12 protein-coding genes, 1 pseudogene and 1 CRISPR repeat array are annotated in these 13,403 nt (G+C 70.9%); of the genes and pseudogenes, 12 read left to right on the forward strand and 1 reads right to left on the reverse strand.

Annotated elements, in window-relative coordinates:
- Window positions 1-4 precede the first annotated feature (4 nt).
- From AC230_RS02675 to AC230_RS02715, 9 genes and pseudogenes are all read left to right on the forward strand, one after another.
- The gene (locus AC230_RS02675; RefSeq protein WP_049714286.1) at window positions 5-628 is read left to right on the forward strand and encodes an isochorismatase family protein; all 624 of its coding nucleotides are present in this window, start codon (window positions 5-7) and stop codon (window positions 626-628) included.
- Entirely contained in the window at window positions 625-2,535 is a 1,911-nt protein-coding gene (locus AC230_RS02680; protein ID WP_049714287.1) for an anthranilate synthase family protein, read from the forward strand. Before AC230_RS02675 ends, AC230_RS02680 begins: the two co-directional genes overlap by 4 nt.
- A 152-nt stretch (window positions 2,536-2,687) precedes the next feature.
- Window positions 2,688-3,524 (forward strand): PhzF family phenazine biosynthesis protein, encoded by an 837-nt coding sequence (locus AC230_RS02685; RefSeq protein ID WP_049714288.1) that lies wholly within the window; start codon window positions 2,688-2,690, stop codon window positions 3,522-3,524.
- Window positions 3,525-3,598: 74 nt separating this feature from the next.
- The gene (phzG, locus tag AC230_RS02690; protein ID WP_277816833.1) at window positions 3,599-4,222 is read left to right on the forward strand and encodes a phenazine biosynthesis FMN-dependent oxidase PhzG; all 624 of its coding nucleotides are present in this window, start codon (window positions 3,599-3,601) and stop codon (window positions 4,220-4,222) included.
- Window positions 4,223-4,280: 58 nt separating this feature from the next.
- On the forward strand, window positions 4,281-4,787 hold the full coding sequence (locus AC230_RS02695) for a PhzA/PhzB family protein (RefSeq protein ID WP_049714290.1): 507 nt from the start codon (window positions 4,281-4,283) through the stop codon (window positions 4,785-4,787).
- Between the two features lie 57 nt (window positions 4,788-4,844).
- Window positions 4,845-5,849 (forward strand): methyltransferase, encoded by a 1,005-nt coding sequence (locus tag AC230_RS02700; RefSeq protein WP_049714291.1) that lies wholly within the window; start codon window positions 4,845-4,847, stop codon window positions 5,847-5,849.
- An 11-nt stretch (window positions 5,850-5,860) separates the two neighbouring features.
- A complete protein-coding gene (locus AC230_RS02705) occupies window positions 5,861-7,117 on the forward strand; it encodes an FAD-dependent monooxygenase (RefSeq protein ID WP_049714292.1) in 1,257 nt (418 codons plus the stop codon).
- Window positions 7,118-7,314: 197 nt separating this feature from the next.
- Window positions 7,315-8,064 (forward strand): annotated as a pseudogene (locus tag AC230_RS02710) (helix-turn-helix domain-containing protein); the annotation flags it as partial.
- A 276-nt stretch (window positions 8,065-8,340) separates the two neighbouring features.
- Entirely contained in the window at window positions 8,341-8,655 is a 315-nt protein-coding gene (locus AC230_RS02715) for a Rossmann-fold NAD(P)-binding domain-containing protein (protein ID WP_157868492.1), read from the forward strand.
- A gap of 6 nt (window positions 8,656-8,661) precedes the next feature.
- Here AC230_RS02715 and AC230_RS02720 read toward each other — a convergent pair whose 3' ends face one another.
- Window positions 8,662-9,537, reverse strand: coding sequence for a glycosyltransferase family 2 protein (locus tag AC230_RS02720; protein WP_049714294.1), 876 nt, complete (start codon window positions 9,535-9,537; stop codon window positions 8,662-8,664).
- A 74-nt stretch (window positions 9,538-9,611) separates the two neighbouring features.
- On the opposite strand from AC230_RS02720, the gene AC230_RS02725 reads away from it, so the two are divergent.
- The 3 genes from AC230_RS02725 to AC230_RS02740 all read left to right on the forward strand — a co-directional run bounded on the left by AC230_RS02725 (window position 9,612) and on the right by AC230_RS02740 (window position 11,601).
- A complete protein-coding gene (locus AC230_RS02725) occupies window positions 9,612-10,025 on the forward strand; it encodes an NUDIX domain-containing protein (RefSeq protein WP_049714295.1) in 414 nt (137 codons plus the stop codon).
- Between the two features lie 530 nt (window positions 10,026-10,555).
- Window positions 10,556-10,948 (forward strand): hypothetical protein, encoded by a 393-nt coding sequence (locus AC230_RS02735; protein WP_049714297.1) that lies wholly within the window; start codon window positions 10,556-10,558, stop codon window positions 10,946-10,948.
- 254 nt (window positions 10,949-11,202) lie between these two features.
- Window positions 11,203-11,601, forward strand: coding sequence for a hypothetical protein (locus tag AC230_RS02740; protein WP_241833049.1), 399 nt, complete (start codon window positions 11,203-11,205; stop codon window positions 11,599-11,601).
- A 1,289-nt stretch (window positions 11,602-12,890) separates the two neighbouring features.
- Window positions 12,891-13,219: direct repeats of the CRISPR family, unit length 28 nt; unit sequence CGAGCAACCCCCGCTACGCGGGGACGAC.
- Window positions 13,220-13,403 lie beyond the last annotated feature (184 nt).

A 13,403-nucleotide genomic window follows, 5' to 3' on the forward strand; every position in this document is an offset into this window, starting at 1 on the left:
GGCCATGTCCGGCATACCACCGATCACACCGTATCCGATGCCCGCCCCGGGCGATCTGCCCCCCAACACCGTCGACTGGACGCCCGACGCCGACCGCGCCGTCCTCCTCGTCCACGACATGCAGCGCTACTTCCTCAAGCCGTTCCCGGACAGCGTCCGCGAACCGCTCGTGCGCAACGCCGCCGCGCTGCGCGACCGTTGCGCCGCCCTCGGCGTCCCGGTCGCCTACACCGCCCAGCCGGGCGGCATGACCGACGAACAGCGCGGCCTGCTCAAGGACTTCTGGGGCCCCGGCATGCGCCCGGAGCCCGCCGACCGGCTCGTGGTGGACGAACTGGCGCCGGCCGACGGCGACTGGGAGTTCACCAAGTGGCGCTACAGCGCCTTCTTCAAGTCGGACCTGCTGGAGCGGATGCGCGCCGCCGGCCGCGACCAGCTCATCGTCTGCGGCGTCTACGCCCACGTCGGCGTGCTGATGACCGCGGTCGAGGCGTACACCAACGACATCCAGCCGTTCTTCGTCGCCGACGCCGTCGCGGACTTCTCCGAGGAGTACCACCGCCTCGCCCTGCGGTACGCGGCCGAGCGCTGCGCCCGGGTCGTCACCGCGAAGGAGGTCCTCGCATGAGCGAGCGTCCCGCCACCGGCGACCTCCTCGACCGCGTGCTCGGCAGGGCCGGCGAGCGCCCGGCCGCCTTCGCCCTGCTCCACCGCCCCGAGGCCACCGGAGCAGGCGTCCTGGACGTCCTGGTGGGCGAGGTGTCGCACCCCGCCACCCTGGGCGACATCCCGCTGCCGGACGCCCCGGCCGCCGAGGGCGCCCACCACGAGGTCCTCACCGTCGTCCCCTACCGGCAGATCGCCGAGCGCGGCTACCACTGCGCCGACGACGGGGCACCGCTGATCGCGATGACCGTCACCGGCCAGGAGCGGGTGCCCGTCGCCGAGCTCGACCGCGTCCCCGCGGTGCCCACCCGGCTGACCGGCGAGCACTTCGACCTGGACGACGACGCCTACGCCGAGGTCGTCGGCCGCGTCGTCAAGGAGGTGATCGGCACCGGCGAGGGCGCCAACTTCGTGATGAAGCGCTCCTTCGTCGCCGACATCACCGACTACGGGCCGCACAGCGCGCTCGCCTTCTTCCGCCGGCTGCTCCAGCGGGAGTCGGGCGCCTACTGGACGTTCGTCGTCCACACCGGCGACCGCACCTTCGTCGGCGCCTCGCCCGAGCGGCACGTCAGCCTCGACCGCGGCACGGCCGTGATGAACCCCATCAGCGGCACCTACCGCTACCCGGCCTCGGGCCCCAGCCTGCCCGAGGTCATGGAGTTCCTCGCCGACCCCAAGGAGACCGACGAGCTCTACATGGTGGTCGACGAGGAACTGAAGATGATGGCCCGCATCTGCGAGTCGGGCGGCCGCGTGGTCGGCCCGTACCTCAAGGAGATGGCCCGCCTCGCCCACACCGAGTACTTCATCGAGGGGCACACCACCCGCGACGTCCGCGAGATCCTGCGCGAGACGATGTTCGCGCCGACCGTCACCGGCAGCCCGCTGGAGAGCGCCTGCCGCGTGATCGGCCAGTACGAGCCCGTCGGGCGCGGCTACTACAGCGGTGTCGTGGCCCTCATCGGCCGCGACGAGGACGGCGGCCGGGCGATGGATTCGGCCATCCTCATCCGCACCGCGGACATCGACGCCACCGGCCGCGTCAGCATCGGCGTCGGCGCCACCATCGTGCGCCACTCCGACCCGGCCTCCGAGGCGGCCGAGACCCGGGCCAAGGCCGCCGGTCTCGTCGCCGCCCTGGAGTCCGGCGACCAGCGGCTGGGCAACCACCCCGAGGTCAAGGCCGCCCTGGCCCGCCGCAACGAGACCATCGCGGACTTCTGGCTGCGCGACCTCGACGGCCGCGCGGGCGTCCTGCCCGGACTCGCCGGCCGCAAGGTGCTCGTCGTCGACGCCGAGGACACCTTCACCTCGATGATCGACCACCAGCTGCGGTCGCTCGGACTGGAGGTGACGGTCCGCCGGTTCGACGAGGAGTACTCCTTCGACGGCCACGACCTGATCGTCATGGGCCCCGGCCCCGGCGACCCCCAGGAGACCGGCCAGCCCAAGATGGCCCACCTGCACGCCGCGGTGCGCACCCTGCTCGCCGAGCGCCGGCCCTTCCTCGCCGTCTGCCTCAGCCACCAGGTGCTCAGCCTCCAGCTGGGCCTCGGGCTGCGCCGGCGCGAGGTGCCCAACCAGGGCGTGCAGAAGGAGATCGACCTGTTCGGCCGCACCGAGCACGTCGGCTTCTACAACACCTTCGCCGCCCGCAGCGACCGCGACGAGGTCGAGGTGGACGGCGTGGGCACCGTCCGGGTCAGCCGCGACCCGGACACCGGCGAGGTGCACGCCCTGCGCGGCCCGCACTTCGCCTCCATGCAGTTCCACGCCGAGTCGGTGCTCACCCAGGACGGGCCGCGGATCGTCGGCACCGCGGTGCAACAGGTCCTGGGCGTCCTGAAGGCCGAGGCCGTCGGCTGAGCCGGCCCCGGCGGCGTCACCCCGGTCCGCGCCCCCGCCCGGGCGCGGACCGTCCCGGCGGGACCGGCACGTTCGCCGGTCCCGCCACCGGCGCGGCCCCACCGCGCCCCACCTGTCACCACCCGTACCTCTCGCACCGCTTGGAGCAGCACATGCATTCCTACGTCGTCGTCGACGCCTTCGCGACGGAGCCGCTCAAGGGCAACCCGGTCGCCGTCTTCTTCGACAGCGACGACCTCTCGGCGGAGCGCATGCAGCGCATCGCGCGGGAGATGAACCTCTCCGAGACGACCTTCGTGCTGACCCCCAAGCAGGGCGGCGACCACCACATCCGCGTGTTCACGCCGGTCAACGAACTGCCCTTCGCCGGGCACCCGTTGCTGGGCACCGCCATCGCGCTCGGCCGCCGCACCGGCGCCGACAAGCTGCGGCTGGAGACGGCCATGGGCATCGTCCCCTTCGAACTGGAGCGGGAGAACGGCGAGGTGACCGCCGCCTGGATGCAGCAGCCCATCCCGACCTGGCAGCCCTTCGACCGCACCGGGGAACTCCTCGCCGCCCTGGGCGTCCGCGACTCCGCGCTGCCGGTGGAGATCTACCGCAACGGCCCCCGGCACGTCCTCGTCGCCCTGGAGAGCGTCGAGGCACTCTCCGCCCTCCACCCCGACCACCGCGCGCTCAGCGCCTTCGAGGACATGGCCGCCAACTGCTTCGCCGGCTCCGGCACCGAGTGGCGCAGCCGCATGTTCTCGCCCGCCTACGGCGTGGTCGAGGACGCCGCCACCGGCTCCGCCGCCGGACCGATCGCCATCCACCTGGCCCGCCGCGGCCTGATCGAGTACGGGCAGCGCATCACCATCACCCAGGGCGTCGAGATGGGCCGCCCCTCGCCGATGCGCGCCCTGGTCCACGGCGCCGGCGACACGGTCGACACCGTCGAGGTCGGCGGCAACGGCGTCCTCGCCATCGAGGGCACGCTGCACGTCTGACCGCGACCGCTTCCGTTCCCCCAAGGCTGGAGTCCACCACCATGAGCAACCCCGCGAGCAAGAGGTCCGAATCCATGACCGGGAACGTCGACGTCGACTTCCCCGAGTTCGCCGAGCCCCCGGCCGAGCCCTACGGCCTGCTGCGGGCCTGGATCGACGGCGCCAAGGAGAACAAGGTCCGCGAGCCCCTGGCGCTCGCCCTGGCCACCGCCGACGAACGCGGCCACTCCTCCTCCCGGATCGTGGTGCTCGGCGCCGTGACCGACCAGGGCCTGCTCTTCACCTCGCACAGCACCAGCCAGAAGGGCCGCGAACTGGCCGTCAACCCCTGGGCATCCGGCGTCCTGTACTGGCGCGAGACCAGCCAACAGATCATCTTCGGCGGCCCGGTGCGGAAGCTCTGCGACGAGGAGGCCGAGGCCACCTGGAACGCCCGCCCGGTCTTCACCCACGCCATGTCCTCCGCCGCCCGCCAGAGCGCGCCCTTCGCGACCTACGCCCAGGTCGCGGAGTTGCGCGCGGAGGCCCGGCGGCTCGCCGAGCTGAACCGGCCGCTGCCGCGCCCCGCCTCGTACTCCCTCTACCGCCTGGAGCCGGAGCTCGTCGAGTTCTGGACCAACGGCACCGACCGGCTCCACGAGCGGCTGCGCTACGACCGCTCCGGCGACGGCTGGACCACCAGCCGCCTCCAGCCCTGAGCCACGGCTTCCTCTCCCACCAGGAACCCCGTACCACCGAAACGCCTGCGAGAACTCCATGAGCGACAGCACCACGCCGACCCTGCCCCCGTCCGTCTTCACCAGCGACCTCGACCTGCGCGCCCGCAACCGGGAAGCGGTCGAGAAGTACATGCGCACCGGGCCCGAGGCGCGCCTGGAGCGCTACACGCTCTACACCGAGGACGGCGAGACCGCCCTCTTCTACACCGACATCGGCCGCCCGATCGTGGTCAAGGGCAAGGACCGGCTCAAGCGGCACGGCGAACTCTCGCTGAAGGTCCTGCCCGACTGGGAGTGGATCGACGTGCGGATCTACGAGACCCAGGACCCCAACGTCATCTGGGTCGAGTGCGACGGGGAGGGGACGATCAGGTTCCCGGAGTACCCCGAGGGGCACTACCGCAACCACTTCGTCCACGGCTTCACCCTCGAGGACGGAAAGATCAAGTCCAGCCGTGAGTACGCCAATCCGATCGAGCACATGCGCTCGCTGAGCATCGAGACGCCGCACATCAAGCGCGACTGGATCCAGGCCGACCACTAGCCCGGCCCGTTGGCCCCACCGACGACGCACCACCACGACACCGAAGGACTGCGAAAGATGGCCATTGGCGCAGAGGGCTCGCGCGCGACCGTCGACCTCATCACCGCCGCCTGGCGCACCCAGGCGGTGTACGCCGCGGCCAGGATCGGCCTGCCCGATCTCGTCGCCGCCGGGAACACCGACGACGCCTCGCTCGCCCGGGCGGCCGGCATGGACGAGGACGTCGTCCACCGCCTGATGCGGCTGCTGGTCCTGCTCGGCGTCTTCACCGCCCAGGACGGGTACGCCGTGACGGAGGTGGGCGACCTCCTGCGCGACCGCCCGGACTCCCTGCGCGACATGTGCCTCCTGTACGGCAAGGAGTTCTACGCGGCCTGGGGGCACGCCGAGGACGCCTTCCGCACCGGCGCGTCCGGCTTCGAGAAGGTCCACGGCCTGCCCCTCATCCCGTACCTGCGCGAGAACGCGGAGGCGGCCGGCCGCTTCCAACGTGCCATGCAGGCCAGCAACTTCTACTTCGACGCCATCCCCAAGGAGATCGACTTCTCCGCCGACCGGCACATCGTGGACATCGCCGGCGGCAGCGGCCAGTTGCTCTCCACGGTGCTGCGCGCCGCGCCGCAGGCCCGCGGCACCCTGGTCGACCTCGAACACACCATGCCCATCGCGCGGGCGCACTTCGAGCGGACCGTCGGCATGGACCGGGTGGACCTGGCCGTCGTCGACATGTTCTCCGGCAGCCTCCCGGCCGCCGCCGACACGTACCTCCTCTCCCGGGTCCTCGGCGACTGGGAGGACGAGCCGTGCCTGCGCCTCCTCACCAACCTCGGCTCCGCGATGTCCGACGACTCCCGCCTGATCGTCATCGAGCGCCTGACCCGCGACGACGGCACCGGCCTGCTGCCCGCCCTGTGGGACCTGCACCTGTACGTCCTCAACGGCGGCCGCCAGCGCACCCTGGACGCCACCCGGGTGCTGGCGGAGCGCACCGGCCTGACGATCGAGGACAGCGTCGGACTCCCCAGTGAGAACACGGCGCTGATCCTGAAGAAGACCCGATAGGAACCAGGACCATGACACACTCCGCGGACGTCCTCATCGCCGGCGGCGGCATCGGCGGCCTGACCGCCGCCCTCAGCCTGCACGCCGCCGGCATCGAACCCCTCGTCCTGGAGTCCGCCCGGGAGATCCGGCCGCTCGGCGTGGGCATCAACCTCCAGCCCGCGGCCGTCCGCGAACTGGACGAGCTCGGACTGCTCGACGAGCTGGCCGCCCTCGGCGTCCCCGCCGAGCAGCACCTCTTCGCGGACGGCCGCGGCCGCACGCTCTTCGCGGAGCCGCGCGGGACGGCGGCGGGCTACAACTGGCCGCAGTTCTCCGTCCACCGCGGCGAGTTGCAGATGATGCTGCGCGACGCGGTGGTGAAGCGGCTGGGCCCGGAGGCGCTCCGCACGGGCGTCCAGGTCGAGGACTTCACCGAGAGCGCGGACGGCGTCCGCGTCCACGCCCTGGACCGCGCCGCCGGCACGCAGCTCACCTTCTCCGCCGAGGCCCTGATCGCCGCCGACGGCATCCACTCCACGATCCGCGCCCTCCTCCACCCCGAGCAGGGCCCGCTCCAGTGGAACGGCGTCACCATGTGGCGCGGCGTGACGGAGGCGGACGCGTTCGCCCCCGGCAACGCGGTCGTCATCGCCGCCGACGACAAGAACACCCAGTTCGTCGCCTACCAGATCTCCCGCGAGGCCCTCAACGCCGGCCGCACCCGCATCAACTGGGTCGCCCTCGTCCCCACCGGCGAGCCGGGCCCCCTCTCCGCCGACGTCAACTGGAACGCCCCCGGCACGATCGACGACCTCCTGCCGCACTACGCCGACTGGCACGCCGACTGGGCCGACCTCCCCGAACTCTTCGCCCGCAGCGAGCAGATCCTCGAATACCCGATGGTCGACCGCGACCCCCTGCCATCCTGGGGCAGGGGCCGCGTCACCCTCCTCGGCGACGCCGCCCACCCCGGCTACCCCTCCGGCGCCAACGGCGGCACCCAGGCCGTCATCGACGCCCGTGTCCTCGCCTACCACCTGGCCGTCGCCCCCTCCGTCCCCTCCGCCCTGGCCTCCTACGAGTCCGAACGCCGCGAGGTCACCTCGGCCATCGTCCTCGCCAACCGCGAAATGGACCGCGTCGGCCGCAACAAGTCCCCCGAACCGGGCGCCCCTTCCGGCGAGGCAATGAAGCGCGTGACCGCGGCCTACCGCAAGGCGGTGGGGGAGGCGGAGGAGCTGAACGGGCGGGCTTCGCTTACGCCGCCGGGGGTTGAGCGACGGTAATTTGGGGCGGGAGCCGCTCCGAGTACGGGATGGCTCCCGCTTCCGTACCCCTGCGTGCGCGGGGACGACCGCCGGGCCGGGGCTGATCCACAACCCGGGCGCGGAGCAACCCGCACTGCGCGGGGACGCCAGGGCGGCCCGCTCGCTCCTCCCCCGGAGGCGTAGGTGGCGGGTGCCCGTTCCAGCGCGGGCGAGTTGCCGTGTGCTGCAAGTTCGCGCACACGGCCGCCCACGCGCTCGGGCACTCCGAACTGATCGCCATGGCGTGCGAGCGTGCCGCATGGTCGGCTCAGCTCTCCGGTGACCCCCTGATGCCGGCCGTCGCCGACTGGATGCGGGTCTGGGACATGTGGGCCACCGCCGACTGGAGCGACGCGCTCACACTGTCGGACAAGGCTCTCCGCAGTGTCCAGCGCGAATACGACCAGGGCGACCAACTGGCCCTGCGCATCTGGGGTTCGCTGCAACTGCGCGCCGCCGTCTCGGCGGCGAGGGCCGGCAATGAGCAGGAGACGGACGACCGCATCGGGCACGCCCGTGCGGCCGGCGGCCGTATGGACGCCTATCGCGGTGAACCCGTCTACGACCGGCATTCGCTGACCTTCTCCACCGGCAACGTGGAGATCCACTCCATCAGCGTCGCGCTGGAGATGCGCGACCAGACCAAGGCCCTGGCCATAGACCGGCGCACCGACGTCGCGGTACTGGAAGCGCTCCCCAACTCTCGTCGCAGTCACCATCACATGGACATCGCGCGTGCCTGGCTGTGGGACGGGAACCGGGACAAGGCCGTGACGGAGCTGGAGAAGGCCGAGCGCATCGCGCCACAGCTCATCCGCAACCACCCCATGGCCAGGGCCACCCTCCGGACGATCGTCGAAGCGGAGCGATCCATCACCCGGGAGAAGCTGCGAAGGATGTCCGACCGCTTCCACCTGGACGGATAGGGGCCGTATTCCTCCGGCTCATATTCGGGCCCGGGCGGGCCCCTACCTTCCCGGGCATGACCGGACGACGCACCGAGCGATCCGTCGACAACCCAGCCAGGCGTCGCGCGTCGCAGGACGCGGCCCCGGCTGGAAGCCTCAACTCGGCGATCTCGCCCACGACATCGCGCGCGGCAGGAACGGCGTTGTCGCAGGCGTTCCCGATGGTGCTACCTGCCTGACCTGTCACCTGCGGACCCCCCAAGGCGGAGACGAGTGGTCGGCCACCGCCGATGCTTGCTGATCGCTCCGGAAGCCGGCGGTCAGGTCCTGAACATCGGCACCGGGTGGCCGACGACGATCCGCAGTATCGCCGACCGCACCCTGAAGCATTACCTGGAGGCCGAGTTGGTGGAGCGTCCCTTGCCCCCGGGAGATCCGATGGGCGGGTACGCGGACACACGCCGTATGCGCCGGGTCCTCGGGTCGAAACCGCAGGTGACCATGGAGGAGGGCGTGGACCGATATGTGAAGTGGATCAAGGAGCGTCCGGAGGCCACACCGCAGTGGATGCGAGAGCTGGCTGCAGAGCGCCGTCTCCGCGCTGCCTGACCCGGATCAAATGATCGGTGGGCGGCCCAGCTTGGTCATATGCCACACCGTGGCCCATGCGATCGGCCGGCGTCGCCCGCACGGCGTTCTGACGCCTTCCACGAACCCGCCTGCCCATGCCTTCAACCCACCGAGGGACCGGCTGCGGGCGAGCGTGAGCAGGGCCCACACGCCGAGGTAGACGGGGGCCAGGGCGGCCGGGAGGTGGCGCTTGGCCAGCCACACCCGGTTGCGGGCAACCATGCGGTGGTAGACCGCGTGCCGCGTGGGCAGCGTGCGCGGGTGCTGGAGGACGAGCCCGGGTTCGTAGAGGATCCTCCACCCGGCATCCAGGGCACGCCACGCGAGATCCGTTTCCTCGTGAGCGTAGAAGAACTCGTCCGGCCAGCCGCCGACCTGCTTCAGCATGGGGACCGACAGTGCGTGCCCGCCACCGAGGAAGGTGGTCACGAGCCCCCGACGCATCGGGTCGGCGGCCCGGAGCCGTGGGACATGCCGGCGTTGGGTGTGCCCTGTCTCGTCAGCGATCCGGAAGCTGACGATGCCCAGTAGGCCGTCCTGCTCGTACAGCTCCTGGATCTGGCCGAAGACATCCGGGCTGATCAACAGTCCGTCGTCGTCCAGGTCCACCACGACATCGACGTCTCCGAACTCTTTCAGGGCCCGTAAGGCGGCATTGCGGCCGCCGGAGACGCCCAGGTTCTCGTCCAGCTCAACCGCTGTCACCCAGTCGGGCAGCGGGGGTAGCGGGGAGCCATTGCCGACCACCACGACGCGGGTCGGTGCGGCATCTTGCTTGGCGACGGAGTCGAGAAGGGCCCGCAATTCGTCGGGCCTGTTGCCCATCGTCAAGACGGCGACGCCTACGCGTGGGTGACGCACGGGTGAACGCTCCCTCCACTGGCGGTGGTTCCGCGATGCTAGCGGCTCAGGCCACAGGCGGACGAAGGGACACCGTGACCAGCCAGGAGCCGAAAGATACGGCGGCGTTGATCGTCAATGGGCAGGGCGAGTACCTGTTGCACCTGCGGGACAACATCCCGGGAATCTGCGATCCGGGGACGTGGTCCTTCCTCGGCGGGAACCGCGACAGCGACGACGAGACCCCCGAGGACGCCATCGTCCGGGAGCTGAAGGAGGAAGCCGGGCTCGCCGTGCCCGATCTCAGACGGTATGCCGTCGTCTCCCTGCGCGGGCCGGACGGCCGGCCGGGGGAGGCCACCGTGTTCCTGGGGCACTGGGACGGCGACGTTCGAGAGCTTGCACTGACGGAAGGCGTGATGCTGCACTGGTTTCCCGCCGCCGTGATTCCCCGGCTGGTGATGGCTCCTTGGGCGAGGAACCTGATCGACCAGTACGAGGGCCGGTAGGCCGCAGCGATGAGCCGATCCTGGAGCTTGTGGACCCACCGTGGACCACGAGGCTCGTCCCTGCCGGATCGGATGCGGTTCATCCGGCGCTGGCGCAGCAGGACGAACGCCGTCCTGGCCGCCGTCCAGGAGCAGGTAGCGAACCGGCTGTTGGAGAACATCGGCATGCGCCGCCTGGTGCGCGTGGCGAAGAATCGCACCGTCTATCGCCATCGATCCGGACGATGCGGCCGACTGGTCGGGCGTATCGAAAAGGTCTTGGAGGCCCTCGACTGCCCAATGGTCATCCTGCTGTACCGGACTTGGTCCTCGCCGCAGCCAGGACGAGCGTGACTTGGCGATGATCCGATGGTTGAACACCGGGAGATAGTGAAGGGCCTCAACCCCGTCCCGCCACACCCAAGGCGGCAGCCACGACGCATCGCCGACGAGGGCAAGTAGGGCAAGTGAGGCCGCGACCGCCGACACGGTACGGCGCTGTCCCGGCTGAAGGGCCGGCGCCACAGGTCAACCGCACCGACGGGAGCCTGATGACCACCACCGATACCCCGACCCCGCGGTGGCCCGTCCCCACCACCCTGCCCGCCCAGGACCCGGTGCTGTTCGCGCGAGCGATGCGGGACATGCGCCTGACCTGGCGCGCCCGCGGCGTCCTGGCCGAACTCGCCATCGGCTATACACCCGGACAAGAACCCACGATCAGCGAACTCGTCTCCCTGACCCGCGAAGAGCGCCTGGCTGCCGAAGGCCGCGAGGCATTCCGCAAAGCCGTCGGCGAGCTGCGGACCCTCGGCTACCTCACACCCGACGCCACCACGGCCTCCGGTGTCGGCGAGCGCTTGGTCGTGGACCTGGCCCCGGCTGCCGACGCCCGCCTGATCCCTCCGCGTTACGGGCACATCCCGTTCACGGAAGGGAGTTGACCGGTCGGGGTCCGTCCGTCCACACCGCTCTCCCTTGGTCCGCGACACCGGGCCCGGCTCGTGGAAATTCCTGCAAGTTCGTGGCAGCCGTGTCACACGGCCCATCAGGCTTGATCCCGCATCGGACCACCAGGAGACAGGGGGCAGAGCCATGGCGGCGGACGGCGTGGTGGCGAGTGACGACGATGTGCGTGCAGTGCGCCGGTGGGTGTGCCTGTCGTGCACTGAACCCCCCAGGCGCCCATCTGCCTGCGTTGGCCGAGATCGCGGGGCACGTCCAGCTACCAACGGCCGTGGTCCGGTCCGCGCTGGAGCGGCTCGCCACTGAAGGGCTGGTGACCCTCCACGACGGCTACCGGCTCTACAGCGTCGGCACGATGACTCCTACGGAGCGTGCCCACCGGATGATGCGGACCGCGATCCACCGCGGCTACGAGCCCGGTGAGTGTTTCATGAACCGCGACGAGATCGCCCGGACGTTTCAGATCGGCACGAAGGAGGCCGCGGCCGCGGTGCGCCGGTTGGTGGCCGAGGGGCTGCTGGCGGGCCACGCGGCCAGTACGTCAACCCGTACAGCCCGGAGCAGCAGCGCCGACGCGTCCGGCAGCTCCGGGAGCGGGCGAGCGACCTGCGCCGCGAGGCCCTCGAACTGATGAGGACGGCCCGGGAGGTCGAACGGCAACTGGCCGACGACGACCGGTTGTCGGAGCCCTGCTGGTAGGAAGAAGGGGCGTGGACGGCCTCGCACATGCTGTCGGGCCTGCACTTGTGGGAGCGGTCCTTCCGACTCGCGCGGGTGCTGGCGTACCACTTGGCTGTGGAGCGGGATGTGACCACGGCCTTGGCGGCCTACGAGTCGGAACGCCGAGAGGCGACCTCGGCGATCATCCTGGCGAACCGCGAGATGGATCGCGTGGGCGCCGCAACAGGGCGGCCGGCGGCCTGTCTTCGGGCGAGTCGTTCGAGAAGGTGACGGAGGCGTACCGCAAGGCGGTGGGGGAGGCGGAGGAGCTGAATGGGCGGGCTTCGTTGACGCCGCCGGGGGCTGGGAGGGGCTGAGTTGATGGTGCGGGAGCTGCTCCGAGTACGGTGTGGCTCCCGTTTTCCGTACCCCTGAGAGGGCGGGGACGACATGATCGCTGCCATTATGGCGTCCGCGATGGGGAACGCCCCCGCGATGCGGGGACGGCAAGCCTGTGATCGTGATCTGCTTCTCTATCGGAGAGCAAATCCCCGCTACGCGGGGGATGATTCCTTGACCGGGCCATGCCCTGGGTCGCCGGGGGAGTAATCCCTGCTCAGCGGGGACGACCCGCGGAGGGGACGGCCCTCGGCGCGCTGCCCAGAGCAACCCCCGCTGCGCGGGGACGACACCACCGGCTCCTACGACGAGTCGGCGTTGCCCGAGCAACCCCCGCTACGCGGTACGACGGCGTCGGGAACCTGGCGATGTTGGCCCGGTGCGAACAACCCCCGCTATGCGGGGACGATGGTGGTGCCGAAGACCGCCCCGCGCTGAGCGTGAGCAACCCCCGCTACGCGGGGACGACCCGTCGCCGTGGCGGCGGCCAGCGCGCCGGTTAGAGCAACCCCCGCTGCGCGGAGACGACGCGATCTCGGAACAGCTGGTGATCACCGAGCGGGAGCAACCCCCGCTACGCGGGGACGACGGCGCACCAGGTGAGCCAGTGTTCGACGTCTTCGAGCAACCCCCGCTACGCGGGAACGACGCGGACGCGACGTGTCGTACACCAAGCCGGTTAGAGCAACCCACGCTACGCGGGGACGACCTGAGGGCCGGTGGCGGGAGGTGTTTGCGGCGCGAGCAACCCCCGCTACGCGGGGACGATGGCCGCTACGGCCTTACCCCCAGCGAAATTCACCGAACAACCCCGCTACGCGGGGACGACGTCTGGACGACGTCGACGAAGTCCGGGCCGACCGAGTAACCCCCGCTACGCGGGGACGACTCTCCCGACTCCCAGCGAGCGACCGCGAGCCTCGAGCAACCCACGCTACGCGGGGACGACCGGTCATCGCGCTGATCCGCCCCAAGCCTGACCGAGCAACCCCCGCTACGCGGGGACGACGTTCCGGGTTCGACAAGGAGCGCGGGGCCGCGCGAGCAACCCCCGCTACGCGGGGACGACTCCCGGTCGCGACAACAGGTCCTCGAGGCCGGCGAGCAACCCCCGCTACGCGGGGACGAAGCGGTCGCGTTGTTGAGGTCCATCGTCGTCTCCGAGCAACCCCCGCTACGCGGGGACGACGGGCCGGGGCGAACAGGCCGACGGCGGCAAGGGGAGCAACCCCCGCGCGGGGACGACTGGGCGTGGGCAAGGGTGACGCGCCGGCCCGTCGAACAACCCCCGCTACGCGGGGACGGCGGCGGTGAGACGGTCCGCGAAGGGCATGGCCTTCCGAGCAACCCCCGCTACGCGGGGACGTCGGGGTG

The sequence above is a fragment of the Streptomyces caatingaensis genome (assembly GCF_001187435.1).
Lineage (GTDB): Bacteria > Actinomycetota > Actinomycetes > Streptomycetales > Streptomycetaceae > Streptomyces > Streptomyces caatingaensis.